Annotated in this window: 26 protein-coding genes; 6 read left to right on the top strand and 20 right to left on the bottom strand. The window is 66.0% G+C overall.

All coding sequences use genetic code 11. The annotated features are described in order from the left end of the window. Nucleotides 1-28: 28 nt before the first annotated feature. The 3 genes from truB to AADZ78_RS09050 are packed head-to-tail and all read right to left on the bottom strand — an operon-like array spanning nt 29 to nt 2,552. Nucleotides 29-916 (bottom strand): tRNA pseudouridine(55) synthase TruB, encoded by an 888-nt coding sequence (gene truB / locus AADZ78_RS09060; protein ID WP_085248560.1) that lies wholly within the window; start codon nt 914-916, stop codon nt 29-31. Next, complete coding sequence (locus AADZ78_RS09055) at nt 913-1,593, bottom strand: 4'-phosphopantetheinyl transferase family protein (RefSeq protein ID WP_085248558.1); 681 nt, start codon at nt 1,591-1,593, stop codon at nt 913-915. Before AADZ78_RS09055 ends, truB begins: the two co-directional genes overlap by 4 nt. Further along, on the bottom strand, nt 1,590-2,552 hold the full coding sequence (locus AADZ78_RS09050; RefSeq protein ID WP_085248556.1) for a metallophosphoesterase family protein: 963 nt from the start codon (nt 2,550-2,552) through the stop codon (nt 1,590-1,592). Before AADZ78_RS09050 ends, AADZ78_RS09055 begins: the two co-directional genes overlap by 4 nt. 91 nt (nt 2,553-2,643) lie before the next feature. Here AADZ78_RS09050 and AADZ78_RS09045 point away from each other — a divergent pair, with 91 nt between their 5' ends. Next, complete coding sequence (locus AADZ78_RS09045) at nt 2,644-3,228, top strand: DUF3558 domain-containing protein (RefSeq protein ID WP_085248554.1); 585 nt, start codon at nt 2,644-2,646, stop codon at nt 3,226-3,228. A gap of 33 nt (nt 3,229-3,261) precedes the next feature. Continuing rightward, nucleotides 3,262-4,878 carry a CocE/NonD family hydrolase gene (locus tag AADZ78_RS09040; RefSeq protein ID WP_085248877.1) on the top strand — a complete coding sequence of 539 codons (1,617 nt, stop codon included), beginning with the start codon at nt 3,262-3,264 and terminating at the stop codon, nt 4,876-4,878. On the opposite strand, the gene AADZ78_RS09035 is transcribed toward AADZ78_RS09040, so the two are convergent. From AADZ78_RS09035 to AADZ78_RS09020, 4 genes are read right to left on the bottom strand one after another with little or no spacing between them, the layout of a single operon-like run. Further along, nucleotides 4,840-5,385, bottom strand: coding sequence for a DUF1802 family protein (locus AADZ78_RS09035; protein WP_085248552.1), 546 nt, complete (start codon nt 5,383-5,385; stop codon nt 4,840-4,842). The two genes, AADZ78_RS09040 and AADZ78_RS09035, sit on opposite strands and share 39 nt — an antisense overlap. After that, a complete protein-coding gene (locus tag AADZ78_RS09030; RefSeq protein WP_085248549.1) occupies nt 5,382-5,654 on the bottom strand; it encodes a DUF2277 domain-containing protein in 273 nt (90 codons plus the stop codon). Before AADZ78_RS09030 ends, AADZ78_RS09035 begins: the two co-directional genes overlap by 4 nt. Nucleotides 5,655-5,681: 27 nt before the next feature. Beyond that, the gene (locus tag AADZ78_RS09025; RefSeq protein WP_085248878.1) at nt 5,682-6,074 is read right to left on the bottom strand and encodes a type II toxin-antitoxin system VapC family toxin; all 393 of its coding nucleotides are present in this window, start codon (nt 6,072-6,074) and stop codon (nt 5,682-5,684) included. Continuing rightward, on the bottom strand, nt 6,071-6,286 hold the full coding sequence (locus tag AADZ78_RS09020) for a type II toxin-antitoxin system Phd/YefM family antitoxin (RefSeq protein ID WP_085248547.1): 216 nt from the start codon (nt 6,284-6,286) through the stop codon (nt 6,071-6,073). Before AADZ78_RS09020 ends, AADZ78_RS09025 begins: the two co-directional genes overlap by 4 nt. A 45-nt stretch (nt 6,287-6,331) precedes the next feature. On the opposite strand from AADZ78_RS09020, the gene AADZ78_RS09015 reads away from it, so the two are divergent. Next, entirely contained in the window at nt 6,332-7,081 is a 750-nt protein-coding gene (locus tag AADZ78_RS09015) for an enoyl-CoA hydratase (RefSeq protein ID WP_085248545.1), read from the top strand. Here the strand turns inward: AADZ78_RS09015 and AADZ78_RS09010 are convergent. From AADZ78_RS09010 to rimP, 11 genes are all read right to left on the bottom strand, one after another. Then, on the bottom strand, nt 7,078-8,160 hold the full coding sequence (locus AADZ78_RS09010; protein ID WP_085248543.1) for an ABC transporter ATP-binding protein: 1,083 nt from the start codon (nt 8,158-8,160) through the stop codon (nt 7,078-7,080). The two genes, AADZ78_RS09015 and AADZ78_RS09010, sit on opposite strands and share 4 nt — an antisense overlap. Continuing rightward, nucleotides 8,153-9,460, bottom strand: a complete 1,308-nt coding sequence (locus tag AADZ78_RS09005; RefSeq protein ID WP_085248541.1) for an ABC transporter substrate-binding protein — start codon at nt 9,458-9,460, stop codon at nt 8,153-8,155. Before AADZ78_RS09005 ends, AADZ78_RS09010 begins: the two co-directional genes overlap by 8 nt. A gap of 6 nt (nt 9,461-9,466) precedes the next feature. Then, complete coding sequence (locus AADZ78_RS09000) at nt 9,467-10,300, bottom strand: carbohydrate ABC transporter permease (protein WP_085248539.1); 834 nt, start codon at nt 10,298-10,300, stop codon at nt 9,467-9,469. Further along, entirely contained in the window at nt 10,297-11,196 is a 900-nt protein-coding gene (locus tag AADZ78_RS08995; protein WP_139828473.1) for a carbohydrate ABC transporter permease, read from the bottom strand. Before AADZ78_RS08995 ends, AADZ78_RS09000 begins: the two co-directional genes overlap by 4 nt. Nucleotides 11,197-11,218: 22 nt before the next feature. Then, the gene (locus AADZ78_RS08990; RefSeq protein WP_169726201.1) at nt 11,219-12,541 is read right to left on the bottom strand and encodes an MATE family efflux transporter; all 1,323 of its coding nucleotides are present in this window, start codon (nt 12,539-12,541) and stop codon (nt 11,219-11,221) included. Nucleotides 12,542-12,543: 2 nt separating this feature from the next. Next, entirely contained in the window at nt 12,544-13,557 is a 1,014-nt protein-coding gene (locus tag AADZ78_RS08985) for a DHH family phosphoesterase (protein ID WP_085248532.1), read from the bottom strand. Then, a complete protein-coding gene (gene rbfA, locus AADZ78_RS08980; RefSeq protein WP_085248530.1) occupies nt 13,532-13,999 on the bottom strand; it encodes a 30S ribosome-binding factor RbfA in 468 nt (155 codons plus the stop codon). The genes AADZ78_RS08985 and rbfA overlap by 26 nt, the downstream gene beginning before the upstream one ends. Nucleotides 14,000-14,155: 156 nt before the next feature. Next, a complete protein-coding gene (infB, locus tag AADZ78_RS08975) occupies nt 14,156-16,942 on the bottom strand; it encodes a translation initiation factor IF-2 (protein ID WP_085248526.1) in 2,787 nt (928 codons plus the stop codon). 73 nt (nt 16,943-17,015) lie between these two features. Further along, complete coding sequence (locus AADZ78_RS08970) at nt 17,016-17,282, bottom strand: YlxR family protein (protein WP_341343634.1); 267 nt, start codon at nt 17,280-17,282, stop codon at nt 17,016-17,018. A 171-nt stretch (nt 17,283-17,453) separates the two neighbouring features. Beyond that, nucleotides 17,454-18,497, bottom strand: a complete 1,044-nt coding sequence (gene nusA, locus AADZ78_RS08965) for a transcription termination factor NusA (protein WP_085248524.1) — start codon at nt 18,495-18,497, stop codon at nt 17,454-17,456. A gap of 49 nt (nt 18,498-18,546) precedes the next feature. Next, nucleotides 18,547-19,089, bottom strand: a complete 543-nt coding sequence (gene rimP, locus AADZ78_RS08960; protein ID WP_085248522.1) for a ribosome maturation factor RimP — start codon at nt 19,087-19,089, stop codon at nt 18,547-18,549. A gap of 179 nt (nt 19,090-19,268) precedes the next feature. On the opposite strand from rimP, the gene AADZ78_RS08955 reads away from it, so the two are divergent. From AADZ78_RS08955 to AADZ78_RS08945, 3 genes are all read left to right on the top strand, one after another. Next, nucleotides 19,269-19,802: a hypothetical protein gene (locus tag AADZ78_RS08955; protein WP_085248520.1), complete on the top strand. Its 534-nt coding sequence runs from the start codon at nt 19,269-19,271 to the stop codon at nt 19,800-19,802. Then, nucleotides 19,799-20,287, top strand: a complete 489-nt coding sequence (locus AADZ78_RS08950; protein ID WP_085248518.1) for a ferritin-like domain-containing protein — start codon at nt 19,799-19,801, stop codon at nt 20,285-20,287. Before AADZ78_RS08955 ends, AADZ78_RS08950 begins: the two co-directional genes overlap by 4 nt. Nucleotides 20,288-20,510: 223 nt before the next feature. Continuing rightward, nucleotides 20,511-22,277: an IS1634 family transposase gene (locus AADZ78_RS08945; RefSeq protein WP_239655096.1), complete on the top strand. Its 1,767-nt coding sequence runs from the start codon at nt 20,511-20,513 to the stop codon at nt 22,275-22,277. Between the two features lie 80 nt (nt 22,278-22,357). On the opposite strand, the gene AADZ78_RS08940 is transcribed toward AADZ78_RS08945, so the two are convergent. Both AADZ78_RS08940 and AADZ78_RS08935 read right to left on the bottom strand, forming a co-directional pair. Further along, nucleotides 22,358-24,106 (bottom strand): proline--tRNA ligase, encoded by a 1,749-nt coding sequence (locus tag AADZ78_RS08940; protein ID WP_085253336.1) that lies wholly within the window; start codon nt 24,104-24,106, stop codon nt 22,358-22,360. A gap of 89 nt (nt 24,107-24,195) precedes the next feature. Continuing rightward, nucleotides 24,196-25,788: an MFS transporter gene (locus AADZ78_RS08935; RefSeq protein WP_085253337.1), complete on the bottom strand. Its 1,593-nt coding sequence runs from the start codon at nt 25,786-25,788 to the stop codon at nt 24,196-24,198.

Here is a 25,788-nt window from a genome sequence, read left to right as displayed (position 1 = left end):
CTTGCGAGCGACCCTCACCCAGTCTGCCTCACAGCGTGGCTGGGCGGATCACCACTACCGATTTGGTCCGCGGGCCCTCGTCTCGCAACAGTGCGATCACCCGGCTGTCCGCATCGGTAGCCGCGTAGACGCCGTCGATCCCGGCCGGCGGTAGGGACCGGCCGTTGGCGGCGGCGTCGGCTTCCTCGCTAGTCAGGTCGCGGCGCGGAAACATCAACAGGCAGGTTTCGTCGAGGCTCAGGCTCAGCCGCGGCAGCTCGGCCAGCTGGCCGAGGGACACCGCCTGGTCCAGATCGAAGCGGCCGACGCGAGTGCGCCGCAGCGACGTCAAGTGACCGCCCACCCCAAGCGCGTCGCCGAGATCGCGAGCCAGCGCGCGGATATAGGTTCCCGACGAGCAGTCGACTTCGACATCGAGATCTATGACGCCAGCTCCACGGCGCGCGGCCAGCACGTCGAACCGGTCGACATGTACCGGCCGGGATTCGAGTTCGACGGCGTGGCCCTGGCGGGCCAGCTGGTAGGCGCGGCGACCGCCGACCTTGATCGCGCTCACCGCCGACGGCACCTGTCGGATGTCGCCACGCAATCCGTCGACCGCAGCGGCGATCGCCTCATTTGTGACATGCTCAGCCGAGACCGATTGCAGCAGTTCACCTTCGGCGTCCTCGGTGGAGGTCGACTGGCCCAGGCGGATGGTGGCGACATACGACTTGGAGGCCGCCGTCAACAGGCCGAGGATCTTCGTGGCGCGGTCGATGCCGATCACGAGCACGCCGGTGGCCATCGGGTCCAGCGTGCCTGCGTGGCCTACCCTGCGGGTGGCAAAGATTCGGCGACACCGCCCCACCACGTCGTGACTGGTCATCCCGGAAGGCTTGTCGACAACGACGATGCCGGGGCCAGGAGCGCTCATAGCACGATGGCGGTTAGCACCAGTCCGCGCTCGACCGACCATCGCCCTGCCAACGCGCGTAGCGGCGGACCCGACACCGCGGACGGGTCGATCAGGATGCGGGACACAAAACGGCCGCTCGTCGAGCTGTCGGCTTCGAACATGATGTGCGCGTCTTCGAACCCAAGCCACCTGTTGGTCAGCGGGAACCACGCCTTGTACGTTGCCTCCTTGGCGCAGAACAAGATTCGGTCCCAATGCAGCCCCGCCGGCATCGTGCGAGGCATTTCAGTGCGCTCCACCGGCAGGCTGATCGCGTCCAGCACGCCGTCCGGCAACACATCGTGCGGTTCGGCGTCGATCCCCACGGAACGCACCGCGGCATTGCGCCCGACCACCGCGCCGCGGTACCCGGTGCAGTGCGTGAGACTGCCCACCACACCGTCGGGCCAGCACGGTTCTCCCTTGTCGCCCTTGAGGATCGGCACCGGCGGCACTCCCAGCTCTCGCAGCGCGATTCGGGCGCAGTGCCGGACGGTGATGAACTCGTTGCGCCGCTTGGCGACCGACTTGGCGATCAACGGCTCCTCTTCCGGCAGCGGCGCCAGACCTGGCGGATCGGAATACAACTCGGCATAGGCCAGATCGTCGACCACCGTGCCGGGCAACACCGATGGCACTAGCATGCCTGCTGTCATCGGGACTGCCGCTGCTGCAATCGTTCCCGAAACTTGGCGTGCTGCGCGCGCATCTCGGGAGTGATCACGAAATGACCGCCGAAGTCATTGAGATAGCCGGGCGCGTATTGCGGGTCCGGCAACACCTGGCGCAGCCAGGTGTAGGGCTTGCGGCGCCGCCACTCGCGGGGGTACCCGACCGACACCTCCTCGAAGCGCACGCCGTCATACCAGGTGGTCCGCGGAATGTGGAGGTGGCCGTATACCGAGCAGACGGCGTTGTAGCGGGTGTGCCAGTCGGCGGTCTTGGTGGTGCCGCACCACAGCGAAAATTCCGGGTAGTACAGGGCGTCGCAGGGTTCTCGCACGAGTGGAAAGTGGTTCACCAGTACGGTGGGTTGCATCCAGTCGAGCGCCTCGAGTCGGGCGCGGGTGGCCGCGACCCGCTCGCGGCACCAGGCATCGCGGGTGGGGTACGGCTCGGGTGACAGCAGGTATTCATCGGTGGCGATGACGCCGCGTTCCTTGGCGATGGCAACACCCTCGGCCTTGGTGGTCGCCCCCTGCGGCAGGAAGGTGTAGTCGTACAGCAAAAACATCGGCACGATGGTGGCCGGGCCGCCCCGCTCGGTCCACACCGGGAAGGGATGCTCGGGCGTGACAACGCCCATCTCGTCGCACATATTGACCAGGTACTCGTAGCGTGCGCGGCCGAAGATCTGCATCGGATCCCGGTTGGTGGTCCACAGCTCGTGGTTGCCGGGCACCCAGATCACCTTGGCGAACCGCCGTCGCAGCACGTCCAGGGCCCACCGGATCTCGTCGGTGCGTTCGGCGACATCCCCGGCAACGATCAGCCAGTCATCCGGCGAAGACGGGTACAGCGATTCGGTGACCGGCTTGTTGCCGAGGTGGCCAGTGTGCAGATCGGAGACCGCCCACAATGTCGGCTGCCCGCCGGTTCCGTCCTGCCTCGTCACGACTAACCACCCTAACGTCCTGGTTGCGCTGTGGCGGCGGGCACGCGACTTGTACACTCCCGGCAAGGGACCGCCAAAGCCAGGGGGTGTCGTGTTCGCCAAGGTGCGTCTGCTCGGAGCGCTTGGTGCGCTGATCACAGCGGTCTTAGTGGGCATTGCGGGCTGGCAGGGTGTCCCAGCAGCGCCAACCGACCGCGAGACTGTCGAGTTGCGGTCGACCGCCGAGCCGATGTCGACCACCATGAAGAGCCCAATCGTGGCGACCACGGACCCGAGCCCGTTCGACCCGTGCAGCGACATTCCCTTCGACGCGGTGCAGCGGCTCGGCCTAGCGTTCACCCCGCCCGAAGCCGAGGAGGGGCTGCGCTGCCACTACGACGCGGGCAACTACCAGCTGGCCGTGGAGCCCATCATTTGGCGCACCTACGCCCAGACTCTGCCCCCCGACGCGATTGAGACCACGATCGCCGGCCACCGAGCCGCCCAGTACTGGGTCTTGAAGCCGACGTATCACAACAGCTTCTGGTACGCCTCGTGCATGGTGGCCTTCAAGACCAGCTACGGGGTGATCCAGCAGGCGCTGTTCTATTCGACGGTCTATTCCGAGCCCGACGTGGACTGCCCGTCGACCAACCTGCAGCGGGCCAACGACCTCGTCCCCTACTACAAGTTCTAGGTGACCACCGCAGTCGGGACGGCATTGGGCCGCATGTTGGGTCTGCCGCGCCCGAGCAGCCGCTACACCGTTAGCCGCGTCCGAGTCCCGATGCGGGACGGGATCGCCCTAGTCGCCGACCACTACGCACCCACCACCGCTGAGCCCGTCGGCACCTTGCTGGTCCGGGGACCGTACGGGCGAAAACTTCCGTTCTCGCTGGTTTTCGCCAGGCTGTATGCCGCTCGCGGCTACCACGTGGTGCTGCAAAGTGTGCGCGGAACCTTCGGATCCGCCGGAGAGTTCGAGCCCATGGTCAACGAGGCCGCCGACGGCGCCGACACGGTCGAGTGGCTTCGGCAACAACCCTGGTTCACCGGCCGCTTCGGCACCGTCGGACTGTCGTACCTGGGCTTCACGCAGTGGGCGCTGCTGCAGGACCCGCCGCCCGAGTTGGCCGCGGCCGTTATCACCGTGGGCCCGCACGACTTCAGGGCCTCGGTGTGGGGCACCGGCTCGTTCACGATCAACGACTTCTTGGGGTGGAGCGATCTGGTTTCCCATCAGGAAGACCCCGGCCGCATCCGAGCCGGTATCCGCCAGCTCACCGCCCCGCGCAGGGTGAAACGTGCCTTGGGTCAACTGCCGATGGGTGAGTCGGCCCGTGCCCTACTTGGCGCGGGCGCGCCGTGGTTCGAATCGTGGGTGGAGCACGCCGAGGACGACGACCCGTTCTGGGACCGGCTGCGGTTTCCGGTCGCGTTGGATCGCATGCAGGTGCCGGTGCTGCTGATAGGCGGCTGGCAGGACATCTTTCTGGGTCAGACGCTGCAGCAGTACCGGCATTTGCGCAATCGAGGGGTGAACGTCGCGCTGACGATTGGGCCCTGGACTCACACCCAAATGCTCACCAAAGGGCTGGCTGTCAGCGCTCGGGAATCGTTGGACTGGCTTGACGCCCACTTGGGTGGCGCGCCGACCCTGCATCGACCCAGCACGGTGCGGATCTTCGTGACGGGCCAGGGCTGGCGCCATCTGTCGGATTGGCCGCCACAGACCGACCAACGCGCGCTATTTCTGCAACCCAACGGGCGCCTGGGCCATGCAGCGCCGACGGCCGCCCCGACTCGGCAACCACCGGCGACGTTCCGCTATGACCCGGCCGACCCGACGCCCACCACCGGCGGGCCGCTGCTCGCGCCGACCGGTGGATATCGCGACGACAGTCGATTGGCGTTGCGTGACGACGTACTCGCGTTCACCGGCCCGACCCTGACCCACGATTTGTACGTTTACGGAAACCCCGTCATTGAACTGACGCACAGTTCCGACAATCCGAATGTCGACCTGTTCGTCCGGGTCAGTGAGGTCGACGCCAGGGGACGGTCACGCAATGTCAGCGACGGTTACCGGCGACTGGGCGACGCGCCGGAGACCGTCAGCATCGAGCTCGACGCCATCGCGCACCGATTCCGCGCCGGCTCACGCATTCGCGTCCTGATCGCCGGCAGTTGGTTCCCCCGATACGCGCGCAATCTCGGGACCGAAGAACCGGTGTTGACCGGCCGGCAGGTGAAGCCGGCCACCCATGCGGTGCATTTCGGAGAGTCGCGGCTGTTGTTACCGGTCGGATCAGTCGACTGCCTCACGGACTCGAGTGGCGACGTCTGATAGCGCGGCGTCGTCACGCACCGGCGCGGCGAGCCGCGGCGTCACGGGCAGTTGCACCCAACTGGTGCAACCCGCGAATTCGGGGGTGCGGGGTAGCGTTACCGGATCCACCAGCGGAATCGCGGACACCACCAGCACGGCGAGTTTGTGTTTGGGCCGGAAGTCGAGCCGGTCGGCGCGCACCGACTCGGCTGTCCAGATATGCAGATCCTCGATTTCTTCCAGACCCTCTGCCCGGTTAACCTCCACCGCAGCAACAACTTTCGCCGCTGCCCGCAGCAGCACACACTCGTCGGTGCTGTCGGCCGCCGCGCAGACCAGCAGGTCGCGATGCTCGGGCCGAACCCGTTCCGCGTGACTGTGCGCGACCGTCGGAAACAACAGAAACTCCCGCGCGGCCACCTCGAACCGCTTCTCTCCGATGCCGCCCTTGCGCAACAGAATGGTCTGGCGGCCGTCGAGCAGCGCGTGCACCGCCGCGCTCCACTCCTTGAGAGCGGGCGTCACAGCGAACGTGCGCCGAGCCGGGCCAGCACCTCGGGCCGACGCAACGGCGGGACGGTCTTGGGCGGCTGGCGCCGTGGTGGCAACGCGGCCAGCAACCGCGTCGTCGTGGCGGTGACTTCGGCGACCGCGGCCTCAAACACCTCGGCGTTGGCCGCGGACGGGCGGGTGATACCGCTGACCTTGCGCACATACTGACGCGCGGCCGCCGCGATCTCCTCGGGTGTGGCTGCGGGCTGCAAACCGCGCAGTTCGGTGATGTTCCGGCACATGGCTTCCACGATAGGCGCGGGCCACGGCTACCAGACCGTGACTGGGCGCGGGTGCCGATGACCTCGCAGCCGCCGGTCCTTGGTGACCAGGCGCCAGCCGTGTTCGACAGCAGTGGCGTAGATCAACCGGTCGGCTGGATCGCCGGCGAAAGACGAGGGCAGCCCCACCGCGGTAGCGGCGATGGATGGAGTGATGCCGATCGTGCGAACATGCTCGGCGAGCCCCTGAAGCCAGGACAGCACGGGAATCGCGAGTTGGATGCGCTCATGTTCGGCAAGCCAAGCCAGTTCGAACCACGAAATCGCGGCGACGGCGAGCTCGTCGGCATGTTCGATGGCCTGGCTCGCGGTCTGGCTGAGACGTCCGGGCTCGGTCGACCACCAGTAGGCCACATGCGTGTCGAGCAGCACCGTCGTCATGAAACGTTCCACGGAACCCCGGTGGTGAAGAGTTCGTCTTCATCGACGGCCGTCATCGCCACACCCGAGAACCGACCCTTCAGCGCGTGCGGCCCCGTCGCTCCGACCAGCCGGGCCACGGTGCGGCCGTGCTTGGTGATTTCGATCTCCTCGCCTTGAGCCACTTCATCAAGCAAGGCGAGGATCTTCGCCTTCACCTCCGTAGCGGTCATTTTTCTAGTCATAAAGACAGGTTACTGGTCCTGTAGGCTAATCGCATGACGGACGACATCCTGTTGATCGACACCGACGAGCGGATCCGCACGCTCACCCTCAACCGGCCGCAGGCCCGCAATGCCCTGTCCGCGGCACTGCGCGATCAGTTCTTCGGGGCCCTGATCGACGCCGAGACCGACGACGACGTCGACGTCGTCATCGTCACCGGCGCCGATCCGGTGTTCTGCGCGGGACTGGATCTCAAAGAGCTGGGCGGGCAGTCGGCGCTGCCGGACATCTCACCGCGGTGGCCGGCGATGACCAAGCCGGTGATCGGCGCGATCAACGGCGCCGCGGTCACCGGTGGCCTCGAGCTCGCGCTGTACTGCGACATCCTGATCGCCTCGGAGCAGGCACGCTTCGCCGACACTCACGCCCGAGTGGGCCTGCTACCCACGTGGGGCCTCAGTGTGCGGCTGCCGCAGAAGGTGGGCGTGGGGTTGGCCCGACGGATGAGCATGACCGGGGACTACCTCTCCGCCGCCGACGCGCTGCGCGCCGGCCTGGTTACCGAGGTGGTGCCACACGACCAACTGCTGAACACCGCCCGCGGAGTCGCGGCGTCGATCGTCGGCAACAACCAGAACGCGGTTCGGGCATTGTTGGCCTCCTATCACCGAATCGACGAATCGCAGACCGCCGAGGGGTTATGGCTGGAAGCCATGGCGGCCAAGCAATTTCGGACCAGCGGCGATGACATCGCAGCCAACCGCGCGGCGGTGCTGGAACGCGGCCGCTCCCAGGTGCGTTAACGGATACGCTCCTCGGTCCGTGCGTCGAAGAAGCACACCTCGTGCGCGTGCGGCACGATAGCCAGGGATTCACCCACGGTGACCGCGGTGCGGCGGTCGGTGCGGAAAACGACGCGCTGCGTGCGCGATGACCACCCTTGCGGCCGGACCGGCGTTGCATAGACGAAGGATTCGAAGCCGAGTTCCTCGACCAATTCGACGGTCACGGTCAGGGCTCCCGGCGTGTCCGCGGGGGCCACGCCCCACGACTCCGGCCGTATCCCGATCAGCACCCGGTCGATCACACCGCGCGGAACCGGTATCGCCAAGTCGGGCGATTTCACCACGCCGTCGGTCACCGCCACGTCGATAAGGTTCATCGCCGGCGCCCCGATGAACGTGGCGACAAATGTGTTGACCGGGTTGTCGTAAAGTGCGCGCGGCGCGTCAACCTGTTGCAGCACACCGTCTTTAAGCACAGCGACCCGATCACCCATCGTCATCGCCTCGACCTGATCGTGGGTGACATAGACAGTGGTGGTGCCCAGCTGACGCTGCAAACCCGAAATCTGTGATCGAGTGCTCACCCGCAACTTGGCATCCAGGTTCGATAGCGGCTCATCCATGCAGAACACCTGGGGCCGCCGCACGATCGCCCGTCCCATCGCCACCCGTTGACGCTGGCCGCCGGATAGCTTGGATGGCTTACGGTCAAGCAGTTCAGTCAGTTCCAGCATGCTAGCGACTTCAAGTACCCGCTGACGGGTGTCGGCGCGCGACATGCCGGCGTTTCGCAGCGCGAATCCCATGTTGGCGGCCACGGTCATATTCGGGTACAGCGCGTAGTTCTGGAACACCATCGCGACGTCGCGCGCCCGCGGCGGAAGGTGTGTCACGTCCACGCCGCCAATGCTGATCTGACCGCTTTTGACGGTTTCCAGCCCGGCGAGCATTCGCAGCGTAGTGGACTTGCCGCAACCGGAAGGGCCAACCAACACCAGAAATTCGCCGTCGTCGATGTCGAGGTCCAGGTCATCGACCGCCGGCGCGTCGGCGCCGGGATAGCGATGGGTAACCGCGCAATATCGCACTCTAGCCATGCCGCACGCCCGGTAACTTCCGCGCGATCTGGCGGTCCAGAATGACCTTTAGCTGGCGCTCGATCTGGGCGAAGGTCTTGGTCACGTCGGCTCCCCTCAATCCGATGGATTCCAACCCGGCGGAGATGATGCGGTCACCGCCGGGCAAAAATACGCGCGCATAGTCCTGCGGGCGGGTGTGCGGGAGCTGGTCGAGCGCCACTCGCGCGCGCGGATTGTCGGCCAGGTAGCTCTGTTCGCTGGGGCAGCCAACAGCGGACTTTCGCACCGCCAGATAGCCGGTGCGCTGGCTGAAGTACGCGGTATTCGCCGAGTTGGTGACGAACTCAATGAACTTGAGTGCGTTTAACTTTCGCTCCTCGGATAGCTTGTTGGGTATCGCGAGCCCCGCCCCGCCGGTCGGACAGCCGGGTGCTCCACCGGGGCCGGTGGGCAGCGGTGCCGCCCCGACATCGAAACGGGCCGCGGCGGTGATGCCGGCCAGGGCACCGGTCGATGTCACGGTGGACGCCAGGATGCCGGTCGCGAACTCGTTGGCGACATCGTTGGCGATCGCAGCGTACCCCTTGCGATGGATTGAATCCCGGAAGAAGTTGCCCGCCGCGATGGTCTTTGGATCGGTGAACCGCAGGGTCCACTTGTCGGAGTAGGCGCCGCCGAACGTCCAGTTAGGTCCTTCGAATGTCCAGGAAATGATTTCGGCGTTAGCCCAGCCGTGCGCCCATTTTCCAGCGCCGACGACACGTTGCAACCGCGGACCCCAGTCGTCGAGTTCTTGCCAACTTTGCGGTCCGCGGTCGGGCAGGCCGGCCTGTTCCCATATCGCTTTGTTGTAGTAAAACAGCGGCGTCGAGCGCGCGTACGGCAGCGCATAGTGTTCTCCGTTGAACTCGTAATCGGCCAGTAGCGTGTCGACGTAATCGGTTGAGTTCACCCCGACTTGACGGCAAAGGTCATCGAGCGGAGCGATATGACCGCTGAGGGCAAAATGGAACCACCAGATGTCGTCCAACACAACGACATCGGGCACGTCTGTTCCGGTGAGCGCCGCATTGAACTTCTGCGCCACTTCGTCGTAGTCCTTACCCGCGTCGATCAGCTTGACCGGCAACTCGGGAAACTGGCTCTGGAATCGGCTGACCAGTTCCTTTTCCACCGCAGTGGATTGGCCAGGATGATTCGACCAGAACGCGATAGGTCCCGATCCCGACTTCACCGAGACACCGCCACCCATCCCGGCACACGCGGAAGTCGCGAGTCCGGCTAGCAGCAGAAAGTCTCGGCGGCCCAAGGTATTCATCGTGGGTCAGCCCTTGACCGCACCCGACGTGAGGCCTTTGATCATCTGCCGCTGCAAGACGATGAAGATGAGCAGGATGGGCAGCATCGCCAGCAGCGTCACCGCCATCACCGGACCCCAGTTCGTCACGCCCTCGGCCTGCTGCAGAAACGTCAGGCCCACCGGGAGCGGCGCCACCGATTCGTCGTCGGACATCAAGAAGGGCCAAAGGTACTCGTTCCATTCGTTGACCACGGTAATGATGCCGAAGGCCACCATGGTGGGCCCGGACATCGGTAGCACCACCCGCAGCAACAGCTGCCACCAACGCGCGCCGTCCATTTGGGCGGCCTCGATGATCTCCGGCGGCAGCGACAGAAAGTGGTTGCGCATCAAGAAAGTTCCGAACGCCACCCCCGCCAAGGGCAGGATGATGCCCGGAAAAGTGTTGCGCAGACCCAGTTGTGAGATCAGCGCATAGTTGGAAATCACCGTGATCTGATTGGGCACCATCAGCGCTGCGATGATCAGCACGAACACCGCTGTCTTCCCTGGAAACCGCACGAACACCAAGCCAAACGCGCTCAGCACACCGAGCGTGAACTTCACCGCGGCCAACACCGAGGTGATGATCACCGAATTGCGCAGGAACGTCCAGAAGGGAATCTGCTCGGTGGCCGTCCGGTAGTTCTGCGAATGCCAGCGCGGCGGCCACCAACTGGTCGGCTGCGAATAGATGTCGGGCTGGTCCTTGAACGACGTGAAGAACACGAACAACAGCGGCCCGGCTACCAGCGTGACGACCAACAACATTGCCGCGTAACCCAACAGGCGTGCAGCGCGGATGCGATACGATGTCATTCGCGCTGCCCTCGATCCATCACCCGCACTTGGTAGTACGTGACGGCCAGCAGTACCAAGAACATGATTGTGGCCACGGTGGCGCCGTAGCCGGCCCGGAAGTTCCTGAAGGTCTCCAGATACACCTGGTACACCATGGTTGTGGTGCCGATGCCTTCCGGCCCCCCTCGGGTCATGACGTTGATGACGTCGAACACCTGCAGCGAGTTGATCAACACGGTGATCGACAAGAAGAAAGTGGTAGAGCGCAGCTGCGGCAACAGCACACGGCGAAACGTGGCCCACCGGCCGGCGCCGTCGATTTCGGCCGCCTCCAACAAGTCTCGACGGACCCCTTGTAGCGCAGCCAGATAGATGACGAAGGTGTACCCGAGGTTCTTCCAGATGTAGGTGATCGTCACCATGAACAGCGCCCAATGCGCATCCTGGTAAAAGTCGGGCACGCCGACCCCGGCGCGGCGTAGTACGTCTTGCACCAGACCGAAATGCGGATCGAAGACGAACTGGGCCGCCAGACCGACGGCGGCGCCAGAGATCACAAAGGGTGCGAATACGGTCGAGCGCACCAGGTTCCGACCCCGCAGCGATCGATCGAGCAACATCGCCAGAACCAACCCCAACACCATCGAGCCGATCACCGCGGCCAGGGTGAAGATCGCCGTGTTGACCACGATCTGGCGCGTATCGGAACGGGTGAACCACTCGGTGTAGTTGGACAATCCGACAAACTCTGCGCTGGGATCGGAGATATTCCAGTCGAAAAAGGACAGCCGGATGTTGTCGGCCAGCGGGCGGTAGATGAACAGCGTCAACAACGCCACATTGGGGCCCACCAGGACGACGAATAGCGCGTAATCCCGCCATGATCGATGCGACTGCTGCGCCGGGAGGCTCACCGGCGCAGTGTATCGGCAGAGGTCACACCGTTCCCGTCACCACCCAGCGGCCGCCCAGCGCCCGCCATCCCACGAAGAACAAACGCAGCGCAACAAATGTGCTCAGTCCAGACCAGATGCCCGCCAGCCCCCAGCCGAACACCAGTGCCAACCAGGTCAGCGGCAAAAAGCCCAGCACTGCACTCACCACGGTGGCGGTGCGCATGAACGCCGCGTCGCCGGCACCCAGCAACACCCCGTCCAATGCGAAAACGATTCCAGCAACCGGCAATTGGGCCACCATGAACCACCATGGCACGCCGATCGCGGCGAGCACCGATCGATCGTCGGTGAACAGCCCGGGCAGGACTCCGGCGCCAGCCGCGAAAATTCCGGCCAACAACGTGGCCGCCAGCGCCGAAAACACGGTCACCCGGTACGCCACCGACTTCGCGTGCTCGGCATCGCCGGCGCCCAGCGCCGCACCGACCAGCGATTGCGCCGCGATTGCCAGCGAATCAAGGACCAGCGCAAGGAAACCCCACAGTTGCAGCACGACTTGGTGGGCCGCCAGCGCCGCCGCGCCAAACCTTGCGGCCACCGCCGCGGCCGAGACGAAGCAAGCCTGGAAGGCCAGGCTCCGCACGATCAGGTCACGGGCCAGCACAAGCTGGGCGCGCAGCACACCCCGGTCGAGCCGCAGCTCCACCCGCTCGGCTAACAACGCGCCCACAAACAGCAGCGCCGCCAGCCACTGCCCCACCAGATTGGCCACCGCCGAGCCGGCCAACTCCATCCGGGGCAGGCCCAGCCAGCCGTAAACCAGCGGCGGGCACAACAGTGCTGAGACGCCGAAACCGGCGACCACATAGCGCAGCGGGCGCACCGTGTCCTGCACACCGCGCATCCAGCCGTTTCCGGCAATCGAGACCAGAATCGCGGGCACACCCAAAATCGCGATCCGCAACCACGGCAGGGCGGCGACGGTGATGTCATCCGCGGAAGCAATCACCGACACCAGCGGCACCGCTGCGGCTTGCACCGCGACGATGATCACCGCACCCAGCCCCAATGCCAACCAAGTCGCCTGGACGCCCTCGTTGACCGCCGCCGCGCGGTCCGCGGCCCCGAAGTAGCGCGCCGCGCGCGCCGTCGTGCCGTAGGACAGAAACGTCAGCTGGGAACCAACCAGGCCCAGCACGAGACTCCCGATAGCCAACCCCGCCAATGACAGCGCGCCAAGCCGGCCGACCACTGCGGTGTCAAACAACAAATACAGCGGCTCGGCCGCCAGCACACCCAGCGCGGGCAGCGCCAACTTCGCGATCTGCCGGCGACCGGCGGCGGTCCGGGCCCCGTCAGCCAAGGTCAGCCAAGGGCCGCGCGCAGTGCGGCCACGGCGTCGTCGATCGAGCCGGTGATCGTATATCCAGCTGCCAGGCGGTGGCCGCCGCCACCGAACTCGGCTGCGACCGACGCCAAATCGATGTCGGTCTTGGCCCGCATGGACACCGACCATTGCTGCGGCTCGACTTCCTTGAACACCGCCGCCACCTCGGCCTGCTGTGTGGTGCGGACGATGTCGACGATGCTTTCGACTTCCTCAGGGCGCGAACTGACCCAGTTCCGGTTGTCGACGACCGCGTATACCAATCCGCGACCGCCGACCGCCTCCGGGATCAATTGGGCAGAGCCCAGCACCCGCGACAGCATCGGCAGCCACACGAAGGGATGGGTATCCATCAGTGACCGGCTGATCGCGGCATTGTCCACGCCGACCTCAACCAGCCGCGCCGCCAACCGAAGAGCACGCGCGCTGGCCCAGCGGAACGACCCGGTGTCGGTGGTCAGCCCGGCGTAGATGCAATGCGCCACGCCCCGGTCGATTGGTTTCCCCCACGCGTCAAGGATTTCGGCAATCAGCATCGTGGTGGAATCGGCCGACTGGTCGACGAAGTTCGCGGTGCCGAACAAGTCGTTCGAGGCGTGATGGTCGATGACCAGGACGTCGCGATCCGGCGCCACCAGATCACTTAGGCCGCCGAGCCGGTTGACGCTGGGAACGTCAACAGTCACAACCAAATCGACGTCGCGCCGCATCACCTCGGGGCTTACCAGCAAGTGGCAGCCGGGCAACGTCTGCAACGACTCCGGAAGCAGCGCCGGCGCGGCAAAGCTCACCTCTACCTGCTTGCCGCACTGGTCGAGCACCAATCCCAATGCCAGCCCGGCCCCGATCGTGTCGGCGTCGGGATGGACGTGGCACACCACCCCGATCGTGGCCGAGGCGGACAACAGCTCGGCGGCACCGACGGCGTCAACGCGCCCCCCAGTGAGGCGCGGCAAAGCGGTCAGCTCAGTCTTCGAGTTGGTCGTCGTCACCGGTTTCCTTAGTGCCGCTCACCCGGTACGGATCGGCCTCCCCTGCCGGCTTTGCCCCTACCCGAACCCGCGCCAGATCCTCGTCGGCGGCACGGGCGCGGGCCAGCAACTCCTCCATTCGATGCACATTGTCCGACGTCGTGTCGCGACTGAACGTCAAGGTGGGAGTGAAGCGCACACCAGTGCCCGCGCCGACCTTGGAACGCAGTACACCTTTTGCCCGGTCCAGAGCGGCCGCGGCGGCGGCATAGTCGGGCTGGGCGTCCAGGGTGGGTCCCATCACCGTGTAGTACACCGTCGCATCGTGCAGGTCGGCCGTCACCTTGGCGTCGACGATCGTCACCCCGGACAACCCGGGATCCTTGATCTCGTACTCGATCGCCGAGGCGACGATAGTGCAGATCCGCTTGGCCAGGCGACGCGCCCGGGCGGGATCAGCCATTACGATTCACCGCCTCCTCCTCATCGTTTCGTCCCCGCTCGTCGCCGGCCGACGCCACGCGCCGCTCCTCCTCATCGCTACGCTCTGCATCGTCGCCGGCCGACGCCACGCGCCGCTCCTCCTCATCGCTACGCTCTGCATCGTCGCCGGCGCGGGTCAGGCGCGTTCCTTCTGGACCAATTCGTAGGACTCGATGACGTCGCCTTCCTTGATGTCGGAGTAGCCCAACGTCATACCGCACTCGAAGCCCTCGCGGACCTCGGTCACGTCGTCCTTTTCCCGGCGCAGCGAAGCGATCGAGAGGTTTTCGCTGACCACGATGTTGTCTCGCAACAGCCGTGCCTTCGCGTTGCGGCGCACCACTCCTGAGGTAATCAGGCAGCCCGCGATGACGCCGACCTTCGAAGACCGGAACAGCGCCCTGATCTCGGCGCGGCCCAACTGGTTTTCCTCGTAGATCGGCTTGAGCATGCCACGCAGGGCCTTCTCGATCTCGTCGATCGCCTGGTAGATGACCGAGTAGTAGCGGATGTCCACGCCTTCGCGGTTGGCCAGCTCGGTCGCCTTACCTTCGGCGCGCACGTTGAACCCGATGATCACCGCATCCGAGGCCGACGCCAGGTTGACGTTGGTCTCGGTGATGCCACCGACGCCGCGGTCGATGACACGCAGCACCACTTCGTCGTCGACCTGGATACCCATCAGGGCCTCTTCCAGCGCCTCGACGGTACCGGCGTTGTCGCCCTTGAGGATCAGGTTCAGCTGGCTGGTTTCCTTCAGCGCCGAGTCCAGGTCCTCCAGGCTGATCCGCTTGCGAGAGCGTGCCGCCAGCGCGTTGCGCTTGCGGGCACTGCGCCGGTCGGCGATTTGACGGGCGATGCGGTCCTCGTCGACAACCAGGAAGTTGTCCCCGGCGCCGGGAACCGACGTGAAGCCGATGACCTGTACCGGACGCGACGGCAGCGCCGCCTCGATGTCCTCGCCGTGTTCGTCGACCATGCGGCGGACGCGGCCGTAGGCGTCGCCGGCGACCACGGAGTCGCCGACCCGCAAGGTGCCGCGCTGGATCAACACGGTGGCTACTGGGCCGCGGCCGCGGTCCAGGTGCGCTTCGATGGCCACACCCTGGGCCTCCATGTCGGGGTTGGCCCGCAGGTCCAGGGCCGCGTCGGCGGTCAGCACCACCGCCTCCAGCAGCGCCTCGATGTTGGTGCCCTGCTTGGCGGAGATATCGACGAACATGGTGTCGCCACCGAAATCCTCTGCCACCAAACCGTATTCGGTGAGCTGGCCGCGGATCTTGGCCGGGTCGGCACCTTCCTTGTCGATCTTGTTCACCGCCACCACGATCGGCACGTCGGCGGCCTGCGCGTGGTTGATGGCCTCCACCGTCTGCGGCATGACGCCGTCGTCGGCCGCAACCACCAGGATGGCGATGTCGGTGGCCTTGGCACCGCGGGCACGCATGGCGGTGAACGCCTCATGACCCGGGGTGTCGATGAAGGTGATCAGCCGCTCGTCGCCGTCGAGGTCGACGCCTACCTGGTAGGCGCCGATGTGCTGAGTGATGCCGCCGGCCTCTTCCTCGCGGACGTTGGCCTTGCGGATGGTGTCCAGCAGGCGGGTCTTGCCGTGGTCGACGTGACCCATCACCGTCACCACCGGCGGACGGGTCTGCAGATCGGCCTCGTCTCCCGTGTCCTCCCCATAGGAGAGGTCGAACGATTCCAGCAGTTCGCGGTCTTCGTCCTCGGGGCTAACGACCTGAACGTTGTAGTTCATCTCGCTGCCCAGCAATTCCAGCGTCTCGTCGCCGACCGACTGCGTGGCCGTCACCATCTCGCCGAGGTTGAACAGCGCCTGCACCAACGCGGCCGGGTTGGCGTCGATCTTCTCGGCGAAGTCGCTCAGTGACGCACCGCGGGCCAGCCGAATCGTCTCACCGTTGCCGTGCGGCAACCGCACGCCGCCGACGACCGGCGCCTGCATCGAGTCGTATTCCTGGCGCTTCTGCCGCTTGGACTTGCGGCCGCGTCGGGGCGCACCGCCCGGACGGCCAAACGCACCGGCGGCACCGCCGCGCTGCCCGGGACGGCCACCGCCGCCACCCGGACCACCACCGCCGGGACGGCCACGGAAACCGGTTCCGGGTGCGGCCCCCACCCCGCCGCCGCCGCGGTAATTGCCGCCACCGGTATCGGCGCGACCACCGGGCCCCCCGGGCCGGCCACCGCCGGGTCGGGGTGCGCCGGTCCGCGGCGGACGTGGCCCACCCACCGCGCCACCGGGCCGCGGCGGCATGCTGCCCGGGGAAGCGCCGCCCGGACGGGGCGCACCCGGCCTGGCCGCTCCGGGACGCGGAGCCTGCGGCCGCGGGATGGGCCGGTCCACGGGTTGTGCGGACGAGAATGGGTTGTTGCCGACGCGCGGAGTACGAACGCCCGGCTTCGGCGCCGGACCTGGCCGGGGCCCCGGGGTCATTCCGGGGTGGGGCGCGGCCGGGCTGGGTGGCTGTCCGGGTGTCGGCGCTGCCGGTTGTCCGGGAGCCGGCGCTACTGGAGGCGCAGGCGTCGCGGCGACAGCGGCCGGCGAGGCTGGAGTCGCCGCGGTGGTCCGACCGGACTCGGCGGCCTTAGCGGGTGCATCAGCCCCTGCCCCGTTGCCGACCGCCTTGTCAATTGCGGTCTCCAGGGCTTGGTCGAGCTTGCCGGGGCCTTTACCGGGAGTGCCGCCGGGCACCATTTCGGCGGCCTTGGTGCCGCCTTTGTCGGTGGCCGGTTTGCCGCCACCGAACGACTCGCGAAGCCGGCGAGCGACCGGGGCCTCCACCGTCGACGATGCCGATTTGACGAATTCGCCCTGTTCATTCAGTCGGGCGAGAACTTCCTTGCTGGTAACACCGAGTTCCTTAGCCAACTCGTGTACGCGGGCCTTACCTGCCACTACATCTCCTGTCCATGAGGCGACAGTCGTGGGCCGCGCCTCGGGTGCTAGCTGTAACGCATAGAGGTGGGAGTCATCGGGACTTCACGGTGTGCTCATGTTCGTTGCTGCCTGTTCTGTTGCCTGGTGAATCGAGCTCCTCCAGATGAGCAAGGTGCTCGACTACCGCGGATGTATCCGGCGAACCGGTGATGCGCAGCGCTCTTGTGAAAGCCCGCCGCCGAATCGCTTGTTGTAGGCACTGCGGTACGGGATGCAGCCATGCACCCCGCCCCGGCAGTCTTCTGGCTGTGTCAACGATTACGACATAGTTGCCGTTCCCGGTTGACTCAGCTACCACTCGAAGCAGCTCGACAGCCAACTCTCGCTTCCGGCACCCGACACACGTCCGCACCGGTCCATCGGTGCAGCTGTGCGCCCAGCTGGTGAGGGTGGCCGAAGGCTCGCGCTGGATCACGGCTCAGTCTAGCGTCACCAGACAACCCGTCAGCACCCACCGGCGATGCGGATGTTAGCGCTCGTGTGCCATCCCACGGCTGGCCCCCGGTTCGGGTTGGGTCGCCGGCTGTCCCGGTGAATCCCCGCGGATGTCGATGCGCCAGCCGGTGAGCCGGGCGGCCAGCCTCGCGTTCTGGCCTTCCTTGCCGATTGCCAGCGACAACTGGAAGTCGGGAACCACCACGCGCGCGGCCCGGGCAGTCTGGTCGATTACCGACACCGAGACCACTTTTGCGGGCGACAACGCATTGGCGACGAAGCGGGCCGGGTCCTCGTCGTAGTCGATGATGTCGATCTTCTCGCCGGAGAGTTCGCTCATCACATTGCGGACCCGTTGCCCCATGGGACCGATGCAAGCGCCCTTGGCGTTGAGCCCCGCAACGTGCGACCGCACCGCGATCTTGGAGCGATGGCCCGCTTCCCGCGCCACCGCCACGATCTCTACCGACCCGTCGGCGATCTCCGGGACTTCCAGCGAGAACAGCTTGCGCACCAGGTTGGGGTGGGTCCGTGACAGCGTGATCAGCGGCTCGCGGGCACCGCGGCTCACACCGACCACGTAGCAGCGCAGCCGGTTGCCGTGTTCGTAACTCTCGCCGGGAACCTGTTCGGCCGCCGGGATCACACCCTCGGAGGCCTTGGTTTCGCTGCCCATCCGGACGACGACCAAACCGCGCGCGTTTGCCCTGCTATCTCGCTGGATCACGCCGGCGACGATCTCGCCCTCGCGGGTGGAAAACTCGCCGTAGGTGCGCTCATTCTCCGCGTCGCGGAATCGTTGCAGCATCACCTGCCGCGCGGTGGTGGCGGCGATCCGGCCGAAACCCTCGGGAGTGTCGTCCCATTCACTGATGAGATTGCCGTCGTCGTCCAGTTCGCGCGCGATCACTCGAACGACACCGGTTTTGCGGTCGATCTCGATACGCGCGTCGGTCTGGTGGCCTTGGGTATGCCGGTAGGCGGTGAGCAGCGCCGATTTGATCGTTTCCAGCAATTCGTTGACCGAGATGCCCCGGTCTACCTCGATCGCATGCAGCGCAGCCATGTCAATGTTCATCTGCGCCGCTCCTTCTCATCGCTACGCTCTGCATCGTCGCCGGCGCGGTTCATGCTCCGGCCTCCGTCTCCTGTGCCCGACCTACCTCAGCCGGTCGGGCCAGTTCCAGCTCTGCTGGGGCTGGTGGCGAAAACTCAACTTGGACAACAGCTTTCACAATTTCCGACAATGGGATTTCACGCACCGTCCATCCCCGGCCCTGCCGGACCACCAGCGAGACAGTGTCATCGCGCGTCTCGCCGACTCGGCCGGTCAGCTGTGATCCATCCGATAACGCCAGTTCAACCTTGCGGCCACGCACGCGGCGGAAGTGCTTCTCCCTGGTCAATGGGCGTTCCACGCCGGGGGAACTCACCTCGAGGACGTAATGGTCACGAATGCTGTCCATGCCGTCGAGCAAAGCCGAAGCTGACCGCGACAGCGCGGCTATCGTGTCGAGATCCAGGGCAGTATCGCCGTCGGCGATCACCGCAATTCGTGGTGGGCGGGTGTGAGCATCGATGACCACGTCTTCGATCTCGTATCCGGCGCGCGCGAACTCTTCACCGAGTAGCTCGATCACCTGCGTCTGCGAAGGTAGCCCGGTGGTCACGGCGAGCTCCTCATCTTGAATTGTCCGGTGACCGGCGGATGTCGCCGCCAGGGTGGCCCAGGTGTCCCGCGGGCGTGCAACAGCCAGCGTTCTACCAGAACCAGCTATCAACGATACGCCAGTAATCGCAAATGACGACGTAATCGTGGCGTCAAGATCTCTAATGGCAGGATGTTGCTGTGCATAGAGCAGTACCCCTTATCAACAGGCGGGGTGTGCTCGCCGGTGGTGTCGCTCTCGCTGCACTCGGGGTGGTCGCGACCGCCTGCGGCGAGTCGACGCCCAAGCCCCCTGCCGTCGAAGAGCTGCTGGGTCCACTGGAGCAGGCCCGACACGATAGCGCGCTCGCCTCGGCGGCTGCCGGGGCCGTCGGCAGCCCGCCGCAGATCGCTGCCGCGCTGACGGTGGTCGCCTCCCAGCGCGCCGCACATGCTCGAGCGCTGGCCACCGAGGTCGCCCGGGCCGCCGGCAAGCTGGTATCCGCGACCAGCGAGACAAGCAGCTCAAGCCCCAGTCCCACTGAGCCGGCGGGGCCGCCGCCACCGCCGCCGCCGGTATCCGATGTGGTCGATGCGCTGCGCGCCTCGGCCGAAAGCGCCAGTCGCCTGGTGGCCACGTCGTCGGGGTACCGGGCAGGACTGCTCGCATCCATCGCCGCTTCCTGCACCGCGTCCTACACGGTGGCGCTGGTGCCCGGGGGTCCATCGATATGACATCGTCCGAGCCCACCGCGGGCGCCACGCCCAAACGGTCCCCCGCCGGCAAGGATGCCGACATCGCGGCGCTGAGCGAAGCGCTTACCGTCGAGCACGCCACGATCTACGGCTATGGCATCGTGTCGGCGATGTCGCCCCCGAGCGTCAACGACTTGGTGGTGGAAGCGCTGACCCAGCATCGGCAACGTCGCGACGACGTCATCGCCATGCTGGCCGCGCGCAAAGCCACCGCACCGGTCGCCGCCCCCGGCTATCAGCTGCCCGCGCCTGTTGGCAGCCCGGCCGAGGCGGCCCGGCTCGCCGCGCGGATGGAAAACGACGGCGCCACGGCGTGGCGCGCCGTGATTGAGCATGCCGACACGGCCGATGACCGCGCGTTCGCGGCGACGGCCCTGACCCAGAGCGCGGTCATGGCCGCCCGCTGGAACAAGGTGTTGGGCGCCTGGCCCATTACCGCGTCATTCCCGGGCGGCAACGAATAGCCCGGCCGAGCAGACGTAAAAGCCCCCAAAACTGGGCCGTTTTGGGGGCTTTTGCGTCTGCTCGGCCAAACTAGGCCGAAGTTGCGTCGGGTGAGATGGCGAATTTGGCGGTTGAGCTGGGATCTGTGTGGGTTTGGGGCCTGGATATGTAGCCAGTGAATGTGGCGTGTTGATGACGCATATTGGTGAATTTGCCTGGTAGTATCCGGTTATGGTGAAGCCGATGCGAATGCATGTAGCCCGAACACCGAGCAGGTACGTGGACAAGGCCGGCAACGTGCACCGCTACGAGTCGGTGCTGGTGCGCCGCACCTACCGCGAGGGCAAGAAGGTCCGCCACGAGACCCTGGCCAATCTGTCCAAGCTGCCCGCGGAGGCGATCGCCGCGATCGAGGCAACGCTGAAGGGGCAGGCACTGGTACCCGCCGAGGCGGCGTGCACCATCACTCGCTCGCTGCCGCACGGGCATGTGGCCGCGGTCGCCGCGATGGCCCGCCGATTGGGGTTTCCGGGCCTGTTGGGCCCGGCCTGCCGATCTCGGGACCTGGTGCTGGGGTTGATTATCTCGCGGGTGATCCGCCCGGCCTCCAAACTGTCCACGCTGTCGCGATGGGCCGATTGCACCCTGGGGCCCGACCTGGCGGTGGCAGATGCGTCTACCGATGAGGTGTATGCCGCGATGGACTGGTTGGCCAATCGCCAGGACGCAATCGAGAAGAAGCTAGCCGCCAAACACCTTGGGCCAGAGGCGAACCCAAGCCGGATGGCGTTGTTTGATCTGACCAGCTCGTGGGTGACCGGGCGGTGCTGTGAGCTGGCCGCCTATGGCTATTCCCGCGACGGCAAGAAGGGCCTGCCGCAGATTGAATACGGGGTGCTCACCGACCCGGCCGGGCGCCCGGTGGCGGTACGGGTAGTGCCCGGGGACACCGCCGACCCGGTCGCGTTCAGCGACATCGTCGAGGTGATCCGCGACCGCTTCGGGTTGACCCGGCTGGTGCTGGTCGGCGATCGCGGCATGATCACCTCCGCGCGCATCGACGCGCTGCGCAAGCTCAACGACAGCCCCGACACCGCAACGGCTTTCGGGTGGATCACGGCGCTACGCGCCCCGGATATCGCCACACTGGCCGCCGAGCAGGGACCGCTGCAAATGAGCCTGTTCGACACCCAAGACCTCGCCGAGATCAGCCACCCCGACTACCCGGGGGAACGGTTGATCGCTTGCCGCAACCCCGCCCTGGCCACCGAGCGGGCCCGCAAACGCAACGAACTGCTGGCCGCCACCGACGCCGACCTGGCCGCCATCGCCGCCCGGGTGGCATCCGGGCGCCTGCGCGGAGCGGGCAAAATCGGCGAGGCCATCGGCCGGGTAATCGCCAAACGCAAAGTAGGCAAGCACTTTCGCCGCGAGATCACCGACACCACCTTCACCTACCACCGCGACCAGGCCGCCATCGATGCCGAAGCCGCCCTCGATGGCATCTACGTGCTACGCACACCGGTACCCGCCACCGAACTCGATCCGACCGCGGTCGTAGAAAGCTACAAGAACCTGGCCCACGTCGAACGCGACTTCCGCAACATCAAAACCGACGACCTGGATCTACGACCCATTCACCACCGCCTCGACGAGCGCGTCCGCGCCCACGTACTGATCTGCCTGCTAGCCTGCTACCTCATCTGGCACCTGCGCAAAGCCTGGGCGCCACTGACCTTCACCGACGAACACCCACCCACCCGCGACAACCCCGTCGCCCCCGCGCAACGCTCACCGCAGGCCCAAGCCAAGGCCTCCACCCAACACGACGCCAACGGCAACCCGCTACGCAGCTTCCGCGGCCTACTCGACCACCTAGCGACCCTGACCCGCAACGACATTCACTACCACGGCACCAACGCCACGGTGCCCACCTTGGCCGAACCCACCCCCGATCAACGCCGCGCCTTCGACCTCATCGGCACCCCGATCCCACTAACCGCAGCGTAGCCAGAACCACCACCCCAACAAGACCAGCAAAACCCCAGGTCAACTAGAAATCCACTCACCCATAACGCCGCAACTTCGGACTAGGCGGTGACGGCCGCCGCGATTTCGGTGGCCAGCGAGGCGCCGGCAGCCAACTCGCGCTTCTCGCCGCTGAAGCGGTTGCGTAGCTCGACCACCCCGTCTGCCCAACCGCGTCCCACCACGACGATCCACGGCATTCCCAGCAGTTCAGCGTCCTTGAACTTGACGCCGGGCGATGCCTGACGGTCGTCGAGCAGCACCTCGATACCCAACTTGTCGAGGTCGGTGGCCAGCGCGGTGGCCCCGGCGCCGGCCGCCGCGTCTTTGTTGGCGATCACCAGATGGACATCGAATGGCGCTATTGCCGATGGCCAACGCAGGCCTAGTTCGTCATGGTGCTGCTCGGCGACGACCGCAACCAGCCGCGACACCCCGATGCCGTAGGAGCCCATGATCAGCCGCACCGGTTTGCCGTCCTCGCCGAGCACGTCGGCGGTGAAGGCATCGGTGTATTTGCGGCCAAGTTGGAAGATGTGCCCGATCTCGATGCCGCGGGCCATGACCAGCGCACCGGCGCCGTCAGGAGACGGATCGCCTTCGCGCACCTCGGCGGCCTCGATGGTGCCGTCGGCGGTGAAGTCGCGGCCGGCAACCAGGCCGACGACGTGGCGACCGGGCTGGTCCGCGCCGGTGATCCAGCTGGTGCCGTCGACCACCCGCGGATCGACCAGATAACGAACATTGTTGTCACGCAAGGCTTTCGGCCCGATGTAACCCTTGACCAGAAAGGGGTACTTGGCGAAATCGTCGTCGTCGAGCAACGCGTAGTCGGCCGGTTCCAAGGCCGCGGCGAGCCGCTTGTCGTCGACCTCACGGTCACCGGGCACGCCGATGGCCAACAGTTCCCAGGCCCCGCCGGGCTGGCGGACCTTGACCAGAACGTTCTTCAGGGTGTCCGCGGCGGTGACCGTTCTACCCAGACCGGCTTCATTGGCCCAGGCCACCAGGGTCGCGATGGTCGGGGTATCGCCGGTGTCGTGAACCACCGCCTCGGGCAACCCAGCAACGGGCTGCGCCTCCGGGCGGGACGTGATGACCGCCTCGACGTTGGCCGCGTAGCCCGATTCCACGCACCGTACGAAGGTGTCCTCACCGATCGGGCTCTCGGCGAGGAACTCCTCCGAGGCGCTACCGCCCATTGCACCGGAAACCGCGGCAACGATGACGTAGCGCACCTGCAGCCGATCGAAGATGCGCTGATAGGCCTCCCGGTGTGCGTGGTAGGACGCCTTCAGCCCGGCGGCATCGATATCGAACGAGTAGGAGTCCTTCATGACGAACTCCCTGGCGCGCAAGATGCCGGCCCGCGGCCGCGCCTCGTCGCGGTACTTGATCTGGATTTGGTACAGCGTGAGCGGGAAGTCTTTGTACGAGCTGTACTCGCCCTTCACGGTCAAGGTGAACAGCTCTTCATGGGTGGGGCCCAGCAGGTAGTCGTTGCCGCGGCGGTCCTTTAGCCGAAATACGCTGTCGCCGTACTCGGTCCATCGGTTCGTCGTCTCGTAGGGCGCCCGCGGCAGCAGCGCCGGAAACAGGATCTCCTGGCCTCCGATCGCGTTCATCTCGTCACGGACCACACGCTCGATGTTGCGCAGCACCTTCAGTCCCAGTGGTAGCCAGCTGTATAGCCCCGGCGCGACGGGCCGGATGTATCCGGCCCGGATCAGTAGTTTGTGGCTGGCCACTTCGGCGTCGGCGGGATCGTCGCGCAGGGTGCGCAGGAACAGCTCGGACATCCGGGTAATCACAGCGGGCCAGCCTAGCCTGGCCGAGCAGACGCGAAAGCTCCCAGGTCGGCACGAAAATGGGGGCCTTTGTGTCTGTTCGGCGGGAAAAGTTACAGCTCGCCGGCGTCGATTGCTTCCTTGACCTCTTGGGCGTGGGCAACCTGCGCAGGGGTGTAGCCGATGAACAGCGCCGCACAGCCAACGATAACGGCCGCCCCGGCCACCCACAGCAGGCCATAGGTGTAGCCGTGGTCAAGGGCTTGCAACTGGACGTCGTTCATGAACTTCACCGGGCCGGTGGTACCACCCAGGTACAACGTGCGCGACGTTATCACCGCCTGGATGACGGCCAGCACCAGCGGACCGCCCAGACTCTGCGCCATCAGCGCCATCGCCGATACCGGGCCGATCTGGTCGAAACCAACGCCGGCGATCGCCGAAAGTGTCAACGGGACGACGACCATGCCGATACCGATGCCGCCGACGACGATCGGCATGACCAGGTTGGGGAAGTAAGGCACACCACGGTGCATGAAGAACGAGCCGTACAGCATCGCGACGAGCAGCAGCCACCCGCCGCCGATCGTCAACACCCGCGGCGAAAACCGGGACACCAGCTGCGAGGAGATGCCCAGCCCGATTCCCATCGCGATGACGAACGGGATGAAGCCGACGCCCGCGCGCAGCGCGCTGTAACCCAAGATGTCCTGCACATAAAGGCCGATGCACACCGTCAGGCTGAACATGACGCCGCCGGCCAGCAGGATCGAGCCGAACGTGACCAGCCGGTTGCGGTCGCGGAATAGGTGGAACGGCACCACGGGGTTTTCTGCGGTGCGCTCGACGATGGCGAACGCGATGGCCGCCGCCAGGGCCACCACGCCGGAACCGATGGTGGTGACCGAGACCCAGCCCTTTTCCGGGCCCATCGAGAAGGCGAAGACGGCCGCGGTGCACGCCAGCGTGGCCAGCATGGCCCCGGCGGCGTCGAGCTTCATCCGCTCCCGGTTGGTTTCCCGCAGCGCGGTGCGGGCCAGGTAGATCATCACCAGCCCGATCGGCACATTCACCAGGAACGCCAGCCGCCAGGAAACCTCGGTAAGCGCTCCGCCTACCACCAGGCCCATTACCGAACCGATTGCCGTCATCGCGGCGAACACGGCCGTGGCGGCGTTACGCGCCGGCCCCTTGGGGAAGGTCGTCGCTACCAGCGCCAGACCGGTCGGCGACGCGATCGCCGACCCGATGCCCTGGGAGAGCCTGGCGATGACCATCGTCGCTTCGTCCCAGGCAACCGCGCACAGCACCGAGGAGATGGTGAACAGTGCAACGCCGACGATAAAGGTCCGCTTGCGCCCGATGGTGTCGCCGAGGCGACCGCCAAGCAGCATGAGCCCACCGAACGTCAGCACATAGGCGGTGATCACCCAGCTACGGCCAGCGTCGGACAAGCTGAGCTCGTTCTGAATCTTAGGAAGCGCGACGATGGCGACGGTGCTGTCCATGGTCGCGAGCAGTTGCATCCCGCCGATGGCGATGACTGCGGCGATGTAGCGACGCGAGGGCAGCCAAGTCGGGTAATACCTGCTCATGCGTTCTGCGACGGTTTCGACCGGGCGCGACGGGCGCGCAGCGGCCGGATGTTCCTGGCGGCCGGGCGCCCAGTTGTGGACCGCCCGCTCGGTGTCATTGAGAGCCGTCAT

The organism is Mycobacterium riyadhense, assembly GCF_963853645.1.
Classification (GTDB): domain Bacteria; phylum Actinomycetota; class Actinomycetes; order Mycobacteriales; family Mycobacteriaceae; genus Mycobacterium; species Mycobacterium riyadhense.
The sequence above is the reverse complement of the archived record's forward strand: the minus strand, read 5'-3'. Positions and strand labels throughout refer to the sequence as shown.